The sequence below is a fragment of the Streptomyces polyasparticus genome (assembly GCF_014493765.1).
In the GTDB taxonomy this organism is placed as follows: Bacteria; Actinomycetota; Actinomycetes; order Streptomycetales; family Streptomycetaceae; genus Streptomyces; species Streptomyces polyasparticus.
Genome location: NZ_JACTVJ010000005.1, coordinates 120,112 through 138,713, shown reverse-complemented (window position 1 = coordinate 138,713; position 18,602 = coordinate 120,112). Strand labels below are relative to the sequence as shown.

Annotated in this window: 15 protein-coding genes and 2 pseudogenes; 11 read left to right on the top strand and 6 right to left on the bottom strand. The window is 69.5% G+C overall.

The window, feature by feature from the left end:
- Positions 1-131 precede the first annotated feature (131 nt).
- On the top strand, positions 132-1,481 hold the full coding sequence (locus tag H9Y04_RS09115; protein ID WP_187813229.1) for a YncE family protein: 1,350 nt from the start codon (positions 132-134) through the stop codon (positions 1,479-1,481).
- A 100-nt stretch (positions 1,482-1,581) separates the two neighbouring features.
- Here H9Y04_RS09115 and H9Y04_RS46585 read toward each other — a convergent pair.
- Positions 1,582-2,055 (bottom strand): annotated as a pseudogene (locus tag H9Y04_RS46585) (transposase family protein); the annotation flags it as partial.
- Between H9Y04_RS46585 and H9Y04_RS09110 the strand changes: the two are divergent.
- Together H9Y04_RS09110 and pcaDC are read left to right on the top strand one after the other, a co-directional pair.
- Positions 1,972-2,718 (top strand): transposase, encoded by a 747-nt coding sequence (locus H9Y04_RS09110; RefSeq protein ID WP_236070692.1) that lies wholly within the window; start codon positions 1,972-1,974, stop codon positions 2,716-2,718. The pseudogene H9Y04_RS46585 and the gene H9Y04_RS09110 overlap by 84 nt on opposite strands.
- Positions 2,719-2,750: 32 nt before the next feature.
- A complete protein-coding gene (gene pcaDC / locus H9Y04_RS09105; protein ID WP_187813228.1) occupies positions 2,751-4,031 on the top strand; it encodes a bifunctional 3-oxoadipate enol-lactonase/4-carboxymuconolactone decarboxylase PcaDC in 1,281 nt (426 codons plus the stop codon).
- A 20-nt stretch (positions 4,032-4,051) separates the two neighbouring features.
- Here the strand turns inward: pcaDC and H9Y04_RS09100 are convergent, their stop codons facing one another.
- Complete coding sequence (locus H9Y04_RS09100; protein ID WP_187813227.1) at positions 4,052-4,684, bottom strand: MBL fold metallo-hydrolase; 633 nt, start codon at positions 4,682-4,684, stop codon at positions 4,052-4,054.
- Positions 4,685-4,795: 111 nt separating this feature from the next.
- Here H9Y04_RS09100 and H9Y04_RS09095 point away from each other — a divergent pair, with 111 nt between their 5' ends.
- Together H9Y04_RS09095 and H9Y04_RS09090 are read left to right on the top strand one after the other, a co-directional pair.
- Positions 4,796-5,575: an exodeoxyribonuclease III gene (locus H9Y04_RS09095; protein ID WP_187813226.1), complete on the top strand. Its 780-nt coding sequence runs from the start codon at positions 4,796-4,798 to the stop codon at positions 5,573-5,575.
- A gap of 217 nt (positions 5,576-5,792) precedes the next feature.
- Positions 5,793-7,010, top strand: a pseudogene (locus H9Y04_RS09090) (chloride channel protein); the annotation flags it as partial.
- A gap of 127 nt (positions 7,011-7,137) precedes the next feature.
- On the opposite strand, the gene H9Y04_RS09085 reads toward H9Y04_RS09090, so the two are convergent.
- Positions 7,138-8,940 carry an SGNH/GDSL hydrolase family protein gene (locus tag H9Y04_RS09085; RefSeq protein WP_187813224.1) on the bottom strand — a complete coding sequence of 601 codons (1,803 nt, stop codon included), beginning with the start codon at positions 8,938-8,940 and terminating at the stop codon, positions 7,138-7,140.
- Between the two features lie 144 nt (positions 8,941-9,084).
- Here H9Y04_RS09085 and H9Y04_RS09080 point away from each other — a divergent pair, with 144 nt between their 5' ends.
- The 5 genes from H9Y04_RS09080 to H9Y04_RS09060 all read left to right on the top strand — a co-directional run bounded on the left by H9Y04_RS09080 (position 9,085) and on the right by H9Y04_RS09060 (position 12,908).
- Positions 9,085-9,528 carry a DUF6278 family protein gene (locus H9Y04_RS09080; protein ID WP_187813223.1) on the top strand — a complete coding sequence of 148 codons (444 nt, stop codon included), beginning with the start codon at positions 9,085-9,087 and terminating at the stop codon, positions 9,526-9,528.
- A 164-nt stretch (positions 9,529-9,692) separates the two neighbouring features.
- A complete protein-coding gene (locus H9Y04_RS09075; protein ID WP_187813222.1) occupies positions 9,693-10,436 on the top strand; it encodes an amino acid ABC transporter ATP-binding protein in 744 nt (247 codons plus the stop codon).
- A gap of 21 nt (positions 10,437-10,457) precedes the next feature.
- Positions 10,458-11,387 (top strand): glutamate ABC transporter substrate-binding protein, encoded by a 930-nt coding sequence (locus H9Y04_RS09070; RefSeq protein WP_187813221.1) that lies wholly within the window; start codon positions 10,458-10,460, stop codon positions 11,385-11,387.
- Positions 11,388-11,397: 10 nt separating this feature from the next.
- Entirely contained in the window at positions 11,398-12,042 is a 645-nt protein-coding gene (locus H9Y04_RS09065; protein ID WP_187813220.1) for an amino acid ABC transporter permease, read from the top strand.
- Entirely contained in the window at positions 12,039-12,908 is an 870-nt protein-coding gene (locus tag H9Y04_RS09060; RefSeq protein ID WP_187813219.1) for an amino acid ABC transporter permease, read from the top strand. Before H9Y04_RS09065 ends, H9Y04_RS09060 begins: the two co-directional genes overlap by 4 nt.
- A gap of 32 nt (positions 12,909-12,940) precedes the next feature.
- Here the strand turns inward: H9Y04_RS09060 and H9Y04_RS09055 are convergent, their stop codons facing one another.
- The 3 genes from H9Y04_RS09055 to H9Y04_RS09045 all read right to left on the bottom strand — a co-directional run bounded on the left by H9Y04_RS09055 (position 12,941) and on the right by H9Y04_RS09045 (position 17,256).
- On the bottom strand, positions 12,941-14,545 hold the full coding sequence (locus tag H9Y04_RS09055; RefSeq protein WP_187813218.1) for a CocE/NonD family hydrolase: 1,605 nt from the start codon (positions 14,543-14,545) through the stop codon (positions 12,941-12,943).
- A gap of 96 nt (positions 14,546-14,641) precedes the next feature.
- Positions 14,642-15,844, bottom strand: coding sequence for a L,D-transpeptidase (locus H9Y04_RS09050; protein WP_214661170.1), 1,203 nt, complete (start codon positions 15,842-15,844; stop codon positions 14,642-14,644).
- A gap of 431 nt (positions 15,845-16,275) precedes the next feature.
- Complete coding sequence (locus H9Y04_RS09045) at positions 16,276-17,256, bottom strand: LacI family DNA-binding transcriptional regulator (RefSeq protein WP_187813733.1); 981 nt, start codon at positions 17,254-17,256, stop codon at positions 16,276-16,278.
- Positions 17,257-17,672: 416 nt separating this feature from the next.
- Here H9Y04_RS09045 and H9Y04_RS09040 point away from each other — a divergent pair, with 416 nt between their 5' ends.
- Positions 17,673-18,599 (top strand): carbohydrate ABC transporter permease, encoded by a 927-nt coding sequence (locus tag H9Y04_RS09040; RefSeq protein WP_187813216.1) that lies wholly within the window; start codon positions 17,673-17,675, stop codon positions 18,597-18,599.
- Positions 18,600-18,602 lie beyond the last annotated feature (3 nt).

The following is an 18,602-nucleotide window of genomic DNA, read 5'->3' as shown; positions in this document are numbered from 1 at the left end:
TCTTGCCGAGAAGGGCACATGATCCACACATCACGGCGCAGAATGATCGACGACGGCGTCGGACGTCGTCTCCGCCGGTGGGTCGAGGGGCTGCCGGTATGAACTCACAGGACACAGAGGGGGTTTCCGCCATGCGCGGATCCAGACGCATACTGAGTGCCACGTTCGCCGCGGCGCTCGGTTCCGCATTGCTGGCGATACCGGGGACGGCCCCGGCGTACGCGGCGACTGGTGTGTCGTTGCCGCTGTACCAGCTCGCCGACATGGAAGTCGACGGGAGTCATCGCAAGATCTTCCTCAGCATGCCGGCCGGCGCCGACGGACGGGTCGTGGTGTCGGACTACAACGGGAACAGCACGTGGCTGAGCGGCCTCCCGGGGGCCGGCGGCCTGGCGCTCTCGCCCGACGAACAGACCTTGTACGTGGCCGCGCGGGACATCGACACCATCGTGGCGTACGACACCGCGACGCTGGCAGAGACCGCGCGGTACCACGTGGGGGACGGCATCGCCCCGTGGGGCGTGGCGGTCGCGGGCGGGAAGCTGTGGTTCGGCTACGGCGTCAGCGGTGACCTCGGGTCGATCGACATCGGCGCCGCCGAGCCGGTCGTCGCACTGGGCCTGGACAGTTCGTTGGACTTCGGGGCGGAGCTCGTCGCCTCCCCCGCCGACCCGAACGTGCTGGTGGTCGGCACCGGTGACCCGAACCGCAACACCCTCACGGTGTACGACGTGAGCAGCGGCTCGCCCGTGATGACCAAGCGGCGGGTGCTGTCCGGGACCGAGATGAACGGGCTGCGGGACATCGACGTGACCCCGGACGGCCGTTCGATCCTGACCGCCGCCCTCATCTCGCCGGGGTACCGGGCCTTCCGCATCGACGATCTGTCGGACGTGGCGACGCATGCCGCTCCGTCCCCGGCCTCGCCCGTGGCCGTCGCCGCCGGACCCGACGGCATAGTGGCCGGGGCCACGGAGAACACGAGCGCCGACGTGCCGGACGTGTCCGTCTACGCCCCGGTCGCCTCGGCTCCGCTGACTTCGGTCGAGGTGGGCGCCGCCACGCAGGCGCCGGTGGTTCGGGGCCTGGCCTGGGCGCCGGACGGGAGCCGGCTCTTCACCGTGACGAAGGAGAGCGGGGTCATGGGGCTCCGGCTCCATTCTCTCCCGGTCGCCACGCCCGTACACACGACCATCGCCCTCGACGCTCCCGCGACCAGCAGGAAGCGCCAGGCGCTCACCCTCACCGGCACGCTGACCCCCGGAATCGCGCCCGGAACCACGGTCACGGTCACCCGCCACGACGCCTCCGACCCCGAGGGCGTCTCCCTGGGCTCCGTACCGGTGGCGGCCGACGGCACCTTCACGGCGACCGACGCCCCGGCCAAGCCTGGCGCGGTCCGCTATGTCGTGGCGTACGGCGGCGACCGCTGGCACACGGCCTCCTCCGCGGAGGCAACGGTGGAAATCACTCGCAGCTGATTCCCCACCGAGGTGAAGGCCCTGGAAACCGCAGGTCATGCGGGGTCCGGGGCCTGTCTGTTCGATCGCATCCACACCCGGGAGTGAGCCATTTCCGACCTCACGCTGATGCGTGCTGAAGGACGGGGACGGCCTTCACGATCTCGGTGATTCGGTGGGGGCAACAGCGAGGCTTCCGCAGGAGTCGCCAGCTCTTCAGGGCGGCCATGGCCTGCTCGCCGAGGCATCTCATCTTGGCGTGGGTGGTGTTTTGTGCCGCCGCTTCCACCGCTTGAGCCGACGGCCCCGGAATGGGATACGGCCGGGGCGGCCGGCGCCTTGGTACGCCTTGTCGGCCCAGCACTTGAGTCCGGTGTCCACCAGGGCGTCGGTGATCCCGTGTGCGCGGGCGGCCGTCAGGTCGTGCGTGGAGCCGGGCAGCGCGGGTGAGGCCCCACAGCGGCCTTCCGGCCGGGTCGGTGAGCACCTGCACGTTCATGCCGTGGCGCTCATGTTTCCCGGAGTAGTACGGCGTGTCGGCGGCGATCTGGTCGATCGGCAGCAGGGTGCCGTCCAGGATGACGAACGCCTTCGTTCGGACGTCGTCTGTCAAAGCCCGTACGCAGGCCCATCAATCAGCTCAAGGCCGTCCTCATCACAGCCGACCCCGCCTTGCGGGAACAACTGTCAGGTCTGGGCCACGCTGAACTCTTCGGACCTGCGCGCATTTCACCGACACGAGCCATCGCACGGACACCTGGGGCGAGGAATCGGTGCTGCAGGCCCTCGGATCACGCTGGGTCTGCTGGCTCACCGGATCGGTGAGCTTTCCGAGCAGATCCACGAGGCGGACGCTCGTCTGACCCGGCTGGTGAAACGCCATCCCCCGCAGCTGCTCGACGTGGTGGGTATCGGACCGGACACGGCCGTCGCATTGCTGATCACGGTGGGGGACAACCCGGAACGCATGGACAGCGAAGCGTCCTTCGCCGCGCTGCGCGGCGTCAGTCCCGTCGAGCGCTCCTCCGGACGCCGGCAGTACCGCCGCCTCAACCGCGGTGGCGATCGCCAGGGCAACGCCGCGCTCCATCGCATCGTGTTCACGTGTCTACGGGTCGACCAGCGCACTCGGGACTATTGCGAGCGCCGCATCAAGGAAGGCAAGACCCGGCGCGAAATTGTCCGTTGCCTCGAACGCTACGCGGCCCGAGAGGTCTTCCACCTGGTCAGACAGCTGCAGCCGGGGCCCCGCTCATAGGGGCTGTCGTGACAGATGAGAGAGTCAGGCGGGTGAGTGAGACACCAGCGAACACCCTGCAATACCGCTCTGACGGGCCAGAAGACGCTCCAGCCCTGATCTTGGGACCCTCACTTGGTACCACATGGCACATGTGGGACCGCCAGATACCCGAGCTCACCGAGACCTGGCGGGTGCTGCGCTTCGATCTGCCCGGGCACGGCGGCGCCCCCGCCCACCCGGCCGACTCCGTGCAGGCGCTCGCCGACCGGCTGCTCGCGACGCTCGACGAGGTCGGGGTCCAGCGGTTCGGGTACGTGGGCTGTGCGCTCGGCGGTGCGATCGGTGCCGACCTCGCCCTGCGCCACCCGCAGCGGGTCGCCTCGCTCGCGCTGATCGCCGCCTCGCCCCGCTTCGGGACCGCCGACGAGTTCCGGCAGCGCGGAGTGATCGTCCGTACGAACGGGCTCGAGCCCGTCTCGCGCACCTCGCCGGACCGCTGGTTCACCCCCGGCTTCGCCGCCGCGCAGCCCGCGATCACCGAGTGGGCCGTGCAGATGGTGCGCACCACCGACCCCGGCTGCTACATCGCGGCCTGTGAGGCGCTGGCCTCCTTCGACATACGGACGGAACTCGGCCGGATCGGTGTGCCCACCCTGGTCCTGGTCGGCTCCGAGGACCAGGTGACCGGCCCCGCCGAGGCCCGCACCCTGGTCGCCGGGATCCCGGACGCACGGCTCGCGGTCGTGCCCGGCGCCTCGCATCTCGCCCCGGTCGAGCAGCCGGCCGCCGTCACGGATCTGCTCGTGCACCACTTCTCCACCGCGTGGACCGAGGCCCATGCCGCGCTCGCCGCGCCGCCGGCGGTCCCCGTGCTCGCCGGGCCCGGTGAGCCGCGCGGCCCGGTCGCCGAGATAGCGCCCGTCGAGTCCCAGGTGAACGGAAGCGCGCGCCCGGACCCGTACGACATGGGCATGAAGGTGCGCCGCGAGGTTCTCGGCGACGCCCATGTCGACCGGGCGCTCGGCGGCAGCGACGCGTTCTCCGACGACTTCCAGGACCTCATCACGCGCTACGCCTGGGGCGAGGTGTGGGCCCGCCCCGGCCTCGACCGCCGGATGCGCAGCGCCGTGACGCTCACCGCCCTGGTCGGCGGCGGCCACCTCGACGAGCTGGCCTTCCACACCCGGGCCGCCCTGCGCAACGGCCTCACGCCCGACGAGATCAAGGAGATCCTGCTGCAGACCGCCGTCTACTGCGGCGTTCCCGCGGCGAACGCGGCGTTCCGGGTCGCACAGCAGGTAGTCCAGGAGGAGACGACGCCCCGCGAATAGCTCGCGGCGTCACGACAGACCTAGAGCCCTGTCCCGTCCCCGGGCGCGAGGCGCAGATGGTCCGCACCGCTCAGGTTCGTCAGATGCGTGTCGTACACGGGGCGGGCCAGATCCGTGAGCAGGGCGTCGTGCACGTCGATGGTGCGCTGCGGCTTGACCTCGCGTACGTAGTCGATGACCTCGGAGACCTTGCTCCACGGGGCCATCACGGGCAGCAGCAGCGTGTCCACCGGGTGGTCGGGCACGGTGAGCGCGTCGCCGGGGTGGAAGACGGAACCGTCGACGAGGAAGCCGACGTTGGTGATCCGCGGCAGATCCGGGTGGATCACGGCGTGCAGTTCCCCGTACACCCGGACGTCGAAGCCGGAGGCGGTGAAGGCGTCACCGTTGCCGACGGTGTGGACCCGGCCGGGGAACGCCGCCGAGATCTGGTCCGCGACCGACCGCAGCGTCCAGATCTCGGCTCCGGGATTCGCCTCCAGGGCGGCGCGCAGCCGGTCCTCGGCGAAGTGGTCCGGGTGCTCATGCGTGACGAGGACCGCGTCGGCCCCGACCGCGTCGTCCGCCGCCCCGAACAGCCCGGGGTCGATGACCAGCGTGCTGCCGTCCTTCTCGAGCCGTACACATGCGTGGGTCTTCTTGGTCAGCTCCATGAGCCCATCTTGCTCCGGTACCCGCTCCGCTTCGACCCCGGGGCGCAGGGGGCGGAGCCCGGTCAACGGAACGGAGACAGCACTGTCGGACCCGGCGGGTAGATTGGCCGCATGCGTATCGCCACCTGGAACGTGAACTCCGTGACCGCCCGACTGCCGCGCCTCCTGGCCTGGCTGGAGAACAGCGGCACGGACGTGCTGTGCATCCAGGAGACCAAGTGTGCGGCCGAGCAGTTCCCCGCCGACGAGCTGCGCGAGCTGGGCTACGAGTCGGCGGTGCACGCGACGGGCCGGTGGAACGGTGTCGCGCTCGTCTCCCGCGTAGGCCTGGAGGACGTGGTCAGGGGCCTGCCCGGCGATCCGGGTTACGACGGCGCCCCGGAGCCCCGTGCGATCTCCGCCACCGTGGGCGGCGCCCGTGTCTGGTCGGTCTACGTGCCCAACGGGCGCGAGCCCGACCACGCGCACTACGCGTACAAGCTGCAGTGGTTCGAGGCGCTCAAGGCCGCCATCGCCGGTGACGCCCAGGGCTCGCGCCCCTTCGCGGTGCTCGGCGACTTCAATGTGGCCCCGACCGACGAGGACGTCTGGGACATCACCCTCTTCGAGGGCGCCACCCATGTCACGCCGGCCGAGCGCGCCGCCCTGACCGCCCTGCGCGAGACGGGCCTGTCGGACATCATGCCGCGGCCTCTGAAGTACGACGTGCCTTTCACGTTCTGGGACTACCGCAACCTCGGCTTCCCCAAGAACCGCGGCATGCGCATCGACCTCGTGTACGGGAACGCGGCGTTCCAGAAGGCCGTCACCGACGCCTACGTGGACCGCGAGGAGCGCAAGGGCAAGGGCGCTTCCGACCACGCCCCGGTCGTCGTCGACCTGGACATCTGACCGTACGCGCGGCGGGACCTGAGCCCCGCGAGCGAGGGCCGGTCGGCTCTGCTGCCGACCGGCCCTCGCCGCATATCGTTGCGATATGCCCAGATATGTCCGTACGAAGGTTCCGCGTTTCAAGGTCCCGGACGAGACAGCAGGGCAGCTGCGGATCCTCGCTCCGGCGGTCGTGATCGGTGTCGGCGCGGGCGCCGGCGCGGTTCTCTTCCGCTGGATGGTGATGGGGGCGACCCGGCTCTTCTCCGGCCACGCCGACTATGCGGCGGCCCAGGGAGCGGCCCATCCGCTGCTCCCGCACCTCGGCCCGTTCTTCGTCCTGCTCGCCCCGGCCGTCGCCGGTCTCGTCTACGGCCCGCTCGTGCACCGCTATGCCCGCGAGGCCCGCGGCCACGGCGTCCCCGAGGTCATGCTGGCCGTCGCGCAGAACGGCGGCCGGATCAAGGGCCGCGTCGCCGTCGTGAAGTCCCTAGCCTCCGCCCTGTGCATCGGCGGTGGCGGCAGCGTCGGCCGCGAGGGCCCCATCGTGCAGATCGGCTCGGCCCTCGGCTCCACGCTCGGCCGCCTGATCCACGCCGACGAACAGCGCACCACCCTGCTGCTCGCCTGCGGCGCAGCGGGCGGTATCGCCGCGACCTTCAACGCACCGCTGGCCGGCGTGGTGTTCGCGATGGAGCTGATCCTGCGCCGCTGGACCGCCCGCACCTTCGGCATCCTCGCCATCGCCTCCGTGACGGCCTGCGCCCTGGCCCGCGCGGTCTTCGGCAACGAGGTCTTCCTGCCGCTGCCGGGCCTGAGCGTCCAACACCCCGACCAGTACGCCCTGTTCGCCGTGCTCGGCCTCGTCGCGGGCGCCGTCGGCATCGTCTTCACCCGCTTCCTGTACGCCGTCGAGGACCTCTGCGACCGCATCTGGCGCGGTCCCGAGTGGCTGCGCCCCGCCGTCGGCGGCCTGGCGCTCGGCGCGCTCCTTCTCGTCCTGCCTCAGATGTACGGGGTCGGCTACCCGGTCCTCGAAGACGCGGCCCACGGCAAGTACGCGCTCGGACTGCTGCTTCTGCTGCTCGCCGGCAAGATGGTCGCGACCAGCCTGACCATGGGCATCGGCGGCTCGGGCGGAGTCTTCGCGCCCTCCCTGTTCATCGGCGCGATGCTCGGCGCGGTCTTCGGGATCGCGGCCTCGGCACTGTTCCCCGGCCACGCGGCAGCCCCCGCCGCGTTCGCCATGGTCGGCATGGCGGCCGTGTTCACGGGGAGCGCCCGCGCACCGATCGTCGCCGTGGTCATCATGCTCGAACTGACGGGCGCGTACGGCCTGTTGATGCCGCTGCTGCTCGCGGTCGCGCTCTCGGCCGGCGTCAGCCGCCTGCTGAGCCGCGAGACGGTCTACACCCTCAAGCTGACCCGGCGCGGCATCGACCTCTCCCGCCCGGCGGGCGCGACCGCCTGAACCTCGGAGCGGCAGCGAACCCACGACAGCCCCGGCCCGAGCCTCACGACAGCCCCGGCCCGAGCTTCGCAACGGCCCCGGCCCGAGCTTCGCAACGGCCCCGGCCCGAGCCTCACAGCACCCGCAGATCGATCGACTCCCCGATCGCCGCAAGACCCGCATCCCCGGGATGCAGATGGTCCCCGCTGTCGTACACGGGCAGCAGCCGCGCCGGATGCGCCGGATCCCGCAGTACGGCATCGAAGTCGAGCACCGCGTCATAGGTCCCGCTCGTACGGATCCACTCGTTCACGGCCTGCCGTTCAGCATCCACGGCCGCCGTGCACCGCGCCTCGCCTTCGCAGGGCGCGATCGTGGCGGCCACGACCCGCAGCCCGCGCTCGTTCGCCCGTCGCGCGATCTCCCGCAGCCCGTCCGTGACCTCGCCGGCCCGTGCGCCCCAGCGCACATCGTTGACGCCCTCGAAGACCACGACGGTGCGCGCCCGCGTCTGCGCGAGCACATCCCGTTCGAGCCGGTGCAGCGCGCTCACTCCGCCGGTGCTCGTGGACACCCCGTCGCCGGAGTACACGTCGGTGACGACACGGTTGGCCGAGATCCCGTGGTTGAGGACCCCGTAGCGCGGCACGTCGTCCTGCGCGCGCAGCCGCCGTGCGAGCACATCGGGCCAGCGCCGGTTGGCGTCCGGCGTGGACTTCACCCCGTCCGTGATCGAGTCCCCGAGCAGCACCACGGACTCCGCGGAGCCCCCGACGTCGACCCCGGTCAGGAACGGCCAGGTGCCGATCGTCGAGGTGTACGCCCCGCCGTCCGCGGCCCCCGAGTGATCGCCGGCCTCGCTCACGTACGACCGCTGCAGCGCCTGGCTGTGCACGGGCGCCGCGCTCACCGTGCCGGGCAGATGGAAGGAGACAAGCAGATTCGCTCCGGCCGGCACGGCGAAGTCCACCGGATCGCTCAACACCTGCGCACCCGCAGGGATTTCGGCCCCGCTCTCCCCGCGGAACGTCAGAGCCACGGGCTTCTCCCGCGCCTGCGCCCCGGCTCCCTGTACGGCGACGCTGGCGGAGCCGATCCGTACCGGAGCCGACGCGAAGGTGTTGGCGAGCCTGATCCGCACCCGCGGTCCGCCCGCCGAGGTGTGCACCACGAGCCGCAGCGTCCGCTCCGTCCACGGCCCGACCGCGGTGTACCCCGCGGGGGACGCGGACCAGCTGCCCGTCCAGCCGCGCGCCGACTCCCGTACGGACAGGGCGAACACATGCAGATCGGCCGCGCCCGGATCGCGCGGCAGCTCCACCGAGGAGACCTCGCGCCCGTGCGCCAGCGGCACCGACACCACGTACAGCCGTGCCTTCTCGGCGAGTTGACCGTCCGCGGTGTTCACATGCGGCAGCGCCACCGCCTTCGTCGCGGCCGGACCCGCCCGCCAGTCGGGCGCGGTGAGCCGGTACGCGCTCGACGACCCGTCGCGGTAGCGCACCCGTCCCGTGCCGCTCGCCTCGCCGCCCGTCCCCGCCACCAGGAACGACAGCGCATCCCCGCGCCCTTGCAGCTGTACGGACTGGCCGTCGGCGCGCACGTTGTCCCGTTCGCCGGGACCGGTGCGCGGCAGACGCAGTGAGGTCGCGTCCACGGAGAGTGAACGGCCCGGTGTCCAGCCCGCCGCCGCCAGATCCTGCGCCGAAAGCGAGGAACCCGCACCGTCGAAGTCCGCCTCGCCGGGCGCCGCGTCATCGCTGATCGCGCGGTTGTCGAAGAGCCGCTCCAGCGGCGCGGGGGAGAGTCGCTCCCCGGCCGCGACGACGGTGCCCGGCGCCATGCCCGCCACCAGCGCAAGTGCCACCGCCCCACCCCACAGACCTCGGCGCACGAAGGACTCCTTCCGTGGACGGTGTGACGACCGGTGCGCCATGAAGCTAAGGAGGTGGCAGGAACGCGTCAATGACCGAGGTCTTAACTCGCCCTGAATTCAAGGCGGAACGAGCGTATGTGCGATAAGCGAGATCGATCCGCGCGCCCTGTGGTGCCCCGCCGCGGTGGATGCGACTCTGGGTGTATGAACATCCCTTTTGTCGACCGGTGGCTCAGGAGGCAGGCAGCCGGCAGCGATGAGGCGCCCCTCGCTGCCGCATTCGAGGAAGACCCCGAAGGCGTGGCCGAGCTGCTCTCCGAATGCGCCCTGCTGCGCTCTCAGGCGGACAGCGTGGGTCTCGAACTCGACGATTCCCCCGCGTCCTTGGAGGCGCTCGACCAGTTGCTCCCGCGCTGGCGCGACGATCCCGAACTGCTGCCCTGGCTCGGCAACGACGCCGGTCTCTATCTCGGCACCGTCGTCGTCCGCACCGTGCCCGGCGCCACCTGGCATGTCTGGCCCGGCGGCCACCCGGTGGTCCGGCTCGCCTCCGGACGCGAGATCCAGGTCGTCGAGGCGGGCCTGGACTGGGCCGTGGGCGGCGCACCGGAGTTGTCACAGGTGTACGCGGAGGCCTCCGAAGCCTGAGCGCCGCCCCCGCGTTGACCGACGCCATCGGCCTGTTGACCTACGCCGACAACCCGTTGGCCAAAATACGGTTTATGCCCCAAACATGCGTGTCGCCTGTTAAGTCCCATATTGCGCTGGATAGTTTGCGCGGACTGAACAGCTGAGAGTGGGCAGGTCCGTACATGGCCGTCGATCCGTTGATCGAGCTGCGTGACGTCAACAAGTACTACGGAAAGCTGCATGTCCTCCAGGACATCCAGCTCACCGTCGGACGCGGGGAGGTGGTGGTGGTCATCGGGCCGTCCGGCTCGGGCAAATCGACGCTGTGCCGGACGATCAACAGGCTCGAGACCATCCAGTCGGGCTCGATCACGCTCGACGGGCAACCGCTCCCGGAAGAGGGCAAGGGGCTCGCGAAACTGCGGGCCGAGGTGGGGATGGTCTTCCAGTCCTTCAACCTCTTCGCCCACAAGACGGTGCTGCAGAACGTCTCGCTCGCGCAGGTCAAGGTGCGCGGCCGCAAGAAGGACGAGGCCGACAAGCGCTCGCGTGAACTCCTCACCCGCGTAGGCCTCGAAGCCCACGCCGAGAAGTACCCGGCGCAGCTCTCCGGCGGTCAGCAGCAGCGCGTGGCCATCGCCCGCGCCCTCGCGATGGACCCGAAGGTGATGCTCTTCGACGAGCCCACCTCGGCGCTCGACCCCGAGATGATCAACGAGGTTCTCGAGGTCATGCAGTCGCTCGCCCGCGAGGGCATGACGATGGTCGTCGTCACCCACGAAATGGGCTTCGCGCGCTCGGCCGCCAACCGCGTCGTGTTCATGGCCGACGGCAAGATCGTCGAGGACCGCGCTCCGGAGGACTTCTTCAACAACCCCGAGAGCGACCGCGCCAAGGACTTCCTGTCCAAGATCCTGAAGCACTGACGGGGGACGGGACTCAAAGGAATGCGTACGACATTGCGTACGACGACGCGTACGACACGTGTGCTCGCGACGCTGCTGCTCGCCGCGCTCGCGGCGGCGGGCTGCGGCAAGGAGGGCAGCCCGCCCACCAAGGGCCCCAAGCCCGAGGACCTGCCCAAGTACCAGGTGGCCACGGACTTCCGGCTGCCGGACTCGGGCACCTGGAACAAGGCCAAGCGCCGCGGGCATCTCATCGTCGGTGCCAAGGAGGACCAGCCGTATCTCGGTGAGAAGGATCCGGCGACCGGCACCTACTCGGGCTTCGACATCGAGATCGCCAAGATGATCGGCGCCTCGCTCGGCTTCGACCCGAACAGGATCTCCTTCCGGACGATCGCCTCGGCCAACCGCGAAACCGCCCTGCAGAACGGGCAGATCGACTACTACGTGGGCACCTACACGATCAACGACAACCGCAAGAAGCTCGTCGGCTTCGGCGGCCCGTACTACATGGCGGGACAGGGCCTGCTCGTCCGCAGCGACGAGGAGGACATCCAGGGTCCGCAGGACCTCGACGGCAAGAAGGTCTGCTCGGCCGCGGGTTCCACCCCGTACCAGCGCATCCAGGCCGACTACCCCAAGGCGGTCCTCGTCGCGTACGACACGTACTCGATCTGCGTGGACAACCTGCTCACTTACCAGGTCGACGCGGTGACCACCGACGACGCGATCCTCCAGGGCTATGCGGCCAAGCTGCCCGAGGAGATGAAGCTGGTCGGCAAGCCGTTCTCCCAGGAGCCCTACGGCATCGGCGTGCCGCGCAGCGACAACGCCCTGAGGTTCGCGATCGACGACGCCCTCGAGGCGCGCGAGAAGGACGGCACGTGGAAGAAGGCGTACGACGCGACCCTGGGCCTCTCCGGAGTCCCGGCGCCCACACCCCCGCCCATCGACCGCTACCCGGCGAGCTGAGGGGACCGGCATGGATGTTCTGACGGAGAACTTCTCCACCTACGGCGAGGGCTTCCTCGGCACCGTCGAACTCACCGTCTACGCCTCGATCCTGGCCCTGGTGCTCGGATTCGTCATGGCGTCCTTCCGGGTCGCACCGGTCGGCTCCTTCCGTGTCTTCGGCACGGTCTGGGTCACGGTCCTGCGCAACACCCCGCTGACGCTGCTGTTCTTCGCGGTCCTGCTCGGCCTTCCGCGCTTCGGGCTCGTGCTGCCGTTCAAGGTGTTCGCGGTGCTCGCGCTCGGCTGCTACACCTCCGCGTTCATCTGCGAGGCGCTGCGCTCCGGCATCAACACCGTGCCCAAGGGGCAGGGCGAGGCGGCCCGCAGCCTCGGGATGACCTTCAGCCAGACGCTGTCCCAGGTGATCCTGCCGCAGGCCTTCCGCTCGGTGATCCCGCCCGTCGGCTCCAACATCATCGCGCTCGCCAAGAACTCGGCGATCGCCGGCGCCTTCAGCGTCACCGAACTGCTCGGCACGTACCGCACGCTCAATGAGCTGGGCTACAGCATCATCTGGACCTTCGTCTGGATCGCCGTCGGCTACCTGATCATCACTCTCACCATCAGCGCGCTCTTCAACTTCCTTGAAAAGCGCTGGGGGGTCGCCCGATGAAAGCCCTCGACCACGACTCCAGTGCCCTCTACGACATTCCGGGCCCCAAGACGGAACGCCGGCACATGCTGTACGGCGTCATGTCCACGGTGCTCATCCTCGGTCTCGTCGCCTGGGTCCTGTACCTCCTCTTCGACACCGGCCAGTTCACCGCCGCCAAGTGGAACCCCTTCACGTACAAGGGAATCCAGGAGCTGCTGCTCAAGGGCCTCGGCAATACGCTCAAGGCCTTCGCGATCGCCGCGGTGCTCTCCCTCGCGCTCGGCGCGATCCTCGCCGTCGGACGGCTCTCGGACCACCGGCCGGTGCGCTGGGTGGCCACGCTGATCGTGGAGTTCTTCCGGGCCATGCCGGTCCTGGTGATGATCTTCTTCGTGTTCGTGGCCCTGAAGGTGCAGCCGCTGCCCGCGCTCGTCACCGGTCTGACGCTCTACAACGGCTCGGTGCTCGCCGAGGTCTTCCGCTCGGGCGTCAACTCCGTCGAACGCGGCCAGCGCGAAGCCGCGTACGCGCTCGGTATGCGCAAGACGCAGGTGATGAGTTACGTGCTCGGGCCGCAGGCGCTGCGCGCCATGCTGCCGGCCATCATCAGCCAGCTCGTGGTGGCCCTCAAGGACACCTCGCTCGGCTACCTCATCACGTACGAGGAATTCCTCCACGCGGGCAAGCTGATCGCGTCGAATCTCGACTACGATCTGCCGTTCATCCCCGTGGTGATGGTGATCTCGCCGATCTACATCGGGATGTGCATGCTCCTGTCCTGGTTCGCCACCTGGGTGTCCAAACGACAGCAGCGCAATCCGAAGGTCGAGGCCGTGGATGTCGCACCGGCCGAACCAGGGACGCTGCTGCCGGGGAGGCAGTAGCAACGAGCACCCCACCCGGCAGCAGCCGGAGATCACTTCTCGCGCAGCGGCACCGTCACATACGACGGGTCAGTCGCGGGAGAGGAGAAGGTCAGCTGCGCGCCGGTCGGGTTGTGTTCGATGTAGAGCGGGTCGACCGTGTCGATCACCAAGGCGAGTCTGTGCCCCTCGGGGACGTCGTAGGCGGTGGAGAACAACTCCAGATCCACGCCGAACGGTTGTCCCGGGGTGCGGTCGTGGAAGGTGTACGGCGCGTGGGAGACCAGCTTGCCGACGCCGAGCGGCCCCACGTCGTAGAGATACGCGACGAGGGTGCCGCTCGGCTTCGTGCTGGTCACCGTGGTGTGCAGCTTCGTGGTCCCGCGCACCTGGCGAGCGGTGTCGTACCGCCCGGACTGCCAGACGGCGGCGAACGACCGGGGAAGTAGCGGGATCGAGGCGGTGGGCGGCAGCTTCAGGAACTGGTCGAGCGCGTTGGAGAGCAGCACGATGCCGCCGTTCGCGCCGGAGTCGACGTTCGCGAAGAGGTGCTCGGTGTCGTTCAGGGGGATACGGGCCGTGGCCGCGCCCACCGACTTCCAGTCCGCGTAGCCCTCGTAGGCCTCTGTGGAGCGTGACTTGAGCTGGACGGGCTGCTCGCGGTCGATGCCGTTGTCCATGCCCTTGAGGTGGTGGTCGAACCAGCGCCGCGTATTCGTCCAGACGTCATTGGGCAGGCCGAGCAGGCCGGTCGCCTCGGCCGTTGCATGGTCGCCCGGGCGGAACTCCAGGCGCTTGGGACCGGCGTACTGCTCGAAGAACTTCGCGTACTGATTCGGCGGGAAGATCGTGTCGCCCCAGGCGTTCGCCAGCATCACTGCGGGCTTGTTGGCGTTCAGCTGACCGAGATACGTGGCGGGGGAGCGCTTGCGGCCCCAGTCGATCATTTCCTGCTCCTTGGCCAGGTTCGAGCCGAGGAAGTCCTTCATGATCTGCTGGAGTTCGGGGCTCGGGCGGCCGGTGAGGAAGCCCGCGCCGGTGAGCAGGCCCGCGGCCTGGACGTGCTGGGTGCGGCCCGAGTAGATCGACTCGATCAGGTCCGCCCAGCCGCTCAGCGCGCCGACCGCCTTGACCCGCTTGTCGTGTGCGGCGGTGAGCAGCGAGATGCCCGCGCCGTACGAGACACCGGCCATGCCGACCTTCTCGGGATCGGCCGGGGTGTTGGCCAGCGTCCAGTCGATGACCCGCGAGGCGTCGGCGATGTCCGGGGCGCCGGCCACCTCGATGTTGCCGCCGGACTGCCAGAAGCCGCGGGAGTTGTAACTCACCACGACATAACCGGAGTCGGCGAGCTGCTGTGCCTGGGCGATGTACTCGATCTGCGGGGTGGCCCAGCTGGTGGGCAGCACGATGGCCGGGAATCTCTGCCCGGCCTGGGCGCCGGCCGGGGTGAAGACATTGGCCTTGAGCACGGTGCCGCCGTCGCCGGTGATGTCGACGAACCGTACATCCGCCGCCGCTGCGGCCTGCGTCGCGGGCGCCGCCTGGGCGGTGGCCGGGGCCAGGCCGAAGGCGGCGCCCGCGACGAGGGCCGTGGAGAGCGTGCTGATCGAGGTGGTGCGGAGGGCGGTGCGAAGGGGCTTGTGCGGCAGTCCCACGGGTCACTCCTCACTCGTGTCAGTGCAAAGTGACCTGACGGTAACGTCAGTTCATTACCAGGGGTAACCCGTCGGTAAGTTACGCGCTGGTAAAGATTAGTTGGCGCCGCCCGTGCCGGTCGCGTCCGCGTGCAGCGCGCTCTTGGCCTGCCACTGGGCCCAGCTGAGGTTCCACTCGGTGTAGCCGTTGCCCGACTGGGGCTGCCCCTTCGAGCCCTGGCCCGTGACCTCGACCGGGTCTCCGGCCTGGGCCTGCGTGTAGACCCAGTCCGCGTCCGCCTTGCTCATGCCGACGCAGCCCGAACTGTTGTTGACCTTGCCGAAGTTGCCGTTGTTCCAGGGCGCGGCGTGCAGGTACATGCCGGACTGGGTCACGCGCATCGAGTCGTCGACCATCTTGTCGTAGGCGTCGCCCAATCCCACGCTCTGCGAGGTCATCCGGATGGTGCCCTCCTTGCGCATGAGCACCAGCTTGCCGCTCCAGGAGGCCTTCTCGCCGCCCGGGGTGCCGGCCGCGACCGGGATCGTCTTCACCACCTGGCCGTCGCGCAGGAACGTCAGCTGCTTGCTGTCGAGGTCGACCTTGATCGCCTGGTTCCTGCCGATGGTGACGTCCATGTCGTAGTCGCGGACGAACCAGCCGCCGTCACCCGAGTCGATGCCGTCGAGGTCGGCCTCGACCTTCACCTTCGTACCGGACTTCCAGTACTCCTTGGGGCGCCAGTCGACGCGGTCCCTGCCCGAGTAGTCCTTGATCCAGCCCCAGGAGCCCTCGGTGTTGTCCGAGGTGGTGACCTTGAGGTGCTTCTCGACGTCGGCCTTGTTCTTCACCGGGTGGTCGAAGGTGATCGACAGCGGCTGGGCCACGCCGACCGAGTCCGCGTTCCCGGGAGCGAACGTGACCTTGTTGACCTTGTCGGGCTTCTGTGTGGTGACGGACTCCTGTGCGCTGCGGCCCTGGTCGTCCTTCACATCGATCTTGTACGTGGTGCCGGGCGCGGCGACCCGGTCCGAGGTCCAGGACTTTCCGTCGGCCGATATCTTCCCGGCCAGGTCCTCGCCCTCCGAGGTCTTGACGGCCACGCTCTTGAGGGCGCCGTCGCCCGAAGTCACCTTGACCGGCTGTCCTGCCTTGTTGCCGGCCACAGAGACCTTGGCGCCGGTCTGCAGGGCGGACTTGCCGTCGCCGCCTTGCCCGCCCGAGCACGCGGTGAGCGTGACGGCGAGGGCCGCGGCACCGGCGAATGCGGCGGTGCGGGCCGTGTGGCGGGGGAGCGGGTGACGGCGTGTACGACTCACGGAAGTCCTCCAAAGCGATGCAGTCCGTACCGGATGAGTCCAAAACGGGACGTGCGGTTGCGTAGCGCATGGAGAATTCGCGGAATGCCGGTGTGATCTGGGAGACGTTCGGGTCCTGTGGCCTGTTGGGGCGGGGGCGGAAGTCCCGTGCGGGAGGGGCCTTGCGGTGTGCGGTGTGTGGTGTGCGATGTCTGGTGTGCGGGTGCGGGTGCGGGTGCGGGTGCGGGTGCAGGGGCGGGTGCGGGTGCGGTGAGAGGTCTGTGCTCGGGCCATCGGAGGCGGCCGTGCGTCAGCGCTGCGCCGGTCCCGTGCTGTCCTGCGCCTCAGTGCTGCGCCGGTCCCGTGCTGTCCTGCGCCTCAGTGCTGCGCCGGCCCCGTGCTGCCCTGCGCCTCAGTGCTGCGCCGGCCCCGTGCTGCCCTGCGCCTGAGCGCTACGCGGGCCCCGTGCTCTCCCGTACCACCAAGCGCGTAGGCACCAGGGTCGTGCCCCGTTCCGCCGCTCCGCGCCGTACCTGCCGCAGCGCGCTCTCCACGCACAGCCGGCCGACCTCCGCGAAGTCCTGGTGGACGGTGGTCAGGGGCGGCAGGAACGAGCCCGACTCCGGGATGTCGTCGAAGCCGATCACCGACACGTCCTCGGGCACCCTGCGGCCGCGCTCGTGCAGGGCGCGCAACAGGCCGAGCGCCATCTGGTCGTTGGCCGCGAACACCGCTTTGCAGTCGGGACGCTCCGCGAGCTCCAGGCCGACGCGGTAGCCGGACTCCGCCGACCAGTCGCCCCGCATGAGGGGCGGCACCGCACGGCCCGCCTCCTCAAGTGCCGTACGCCAGGCGTCCGCCCGGCGCTGCGCCGCGAAGGAGCTGGATGGGCCCGCCAGGTGCCACACCGTCTCGTGGCCGAGGCCGAGGAGATGGCGTACGGCGTCGCGGGTGCCGCCCGCCTGGTCCGTGTCCACCACCGTGAAGCGATCGCCCGCGTCCGAGTCCACGACGACGACCTGGACGTGGGGCGGCAAAGTGAGCCGGCTGGAGTCGAGCAGGTGGACCTCCATGATGACGATCACCGCGTCCACCGCGAGCTCGCCGAGCCGCGAGAAGGCGCCGTGCACCTCGTCCTGCGTGGGCACCGCGACCGGGAGCAGCGTGACCGCGTAGCCAGCCTGGGCCGCTGCCGTCGCGATGCCCTCGAGTGTGCGGACGTTGCCGGTGGTCGAGAGCGTGAACGTGATGACGCCTATGGTGTGGAACTTGCCGCGCTTGAGGGCGCGCGCCGCGCTGTTGGGCCGGTAGTCCAGCTCCTTCATGGCGGCCAGGACCCGCTCGCGGGTCTCCTCGTTCACCCCGGAGAACCCGTTCGAGACGCGGGAGACCGTCTGCGAGGAGACCCCCGCGACCCGCGCGACGTCCGCCATCGAGGCGCCGCGTGGACGCCGTCCGCCCTGAGAAGCTGTTGTCGAACCCCGCTCCGGGCCCGAGGTGTCTGGCACCGCCGCCTCCTGCGTTGTCGTCAGTCGCCATGGCTCCGCCATGGCTCCTTCCTTCGCCTTGGATTCGACGGCACCAGACCCCTCGGTCTGATCCGAAGCGGGGTTCGACAACAGCTTCTTTGGGGCCGAGGCGCCCCGCGCTGCTGCTGTCACCGTCTGCCTCACCGTCGCTGTATCCGCTCGCCGGCCGACCCTTGACCGCCTTCCGCACGGCAGTGTAGACATGCCGCCACCGGATGTTTACGTAAACATAACAGTCAGCGGTCACTTGCTCGCCGAGATGTTTACGCAAACATCGGTACCGCCCGCGAGGACGCAGCACGCAGAGCGAGGGACGCACGATGACGACGCTTCAACCGTCGGCCGCCATCGGCCGAAGCCCGGCCGGGCCACCGGTGCGCAGAACGCGCCGCTCGTGGAAGGGCTGGGGATTCATCGGCCCGTTCGCGCTGGTCTTCGCGGTGGTCTTCCTGGCGCCGCTCGCGTACTCGGTCCATCTGAGCCTGTTCCGTACACAACTCATCGGCGGAACGCGCTTCGTGGGCCTGGAGAACTACCAGTTGGCCCTCCAGGACAGCCAGTTCTGGGACGGCGTCTTCCGCGTCGGACTCTTCCTGCTGATCCAGGTGCCGATCATGCTCGGCGTCGCCCTGCTCGTCGCGCTCGCCATCGACAGCGGCCGCCTGTACGGCAAGGACTTCTTCCGGATCACCGTCTTCCTGCCGTACGCGGTGCCCGCCGTCGTCGCCACCCTCATGTGGGGCTTCATGTACGGCACCCGCTACGGCCTGGTGGGCGACATCGACTCCGCGCTCGGTGTGAGCCTGCCCGACCCGCTCTCCGCCGACCTGGTCCTCGCCTCCATCGGCAACATCGTGACCTGGGAGTTCGTCGGCTACAACATGCTGATCTTCTACGCCGCGCTGCGGGTCGTGCCGCACTCTCTGTACGAGGCGGCCCAGATCGACGGCGCAGGACAGTGGCGGGTCATCACGGCGATCAAGCTGCCCGCGATCCGCGGGGCGCTGGTCATCGCCACGATCTTCTCGGTCATCGGCAGCTTCCAGCTCTTCAACGAGCCCGCGATCCTGCAGAAGCTCGCGCCGAACGCCATCACCACCGACTTCACCCCGAACTACTACACGTACTCGCTGTCCTTCGCCGGCCAGCAGCAGAACTACTCCGCGACGGTCGCCATCGTGATGGGCGTGATCACGATGATCGTCGCCTACGTGGTGCAGCTGCGCGGCATGCGCAAGGGAGCGTGAGCG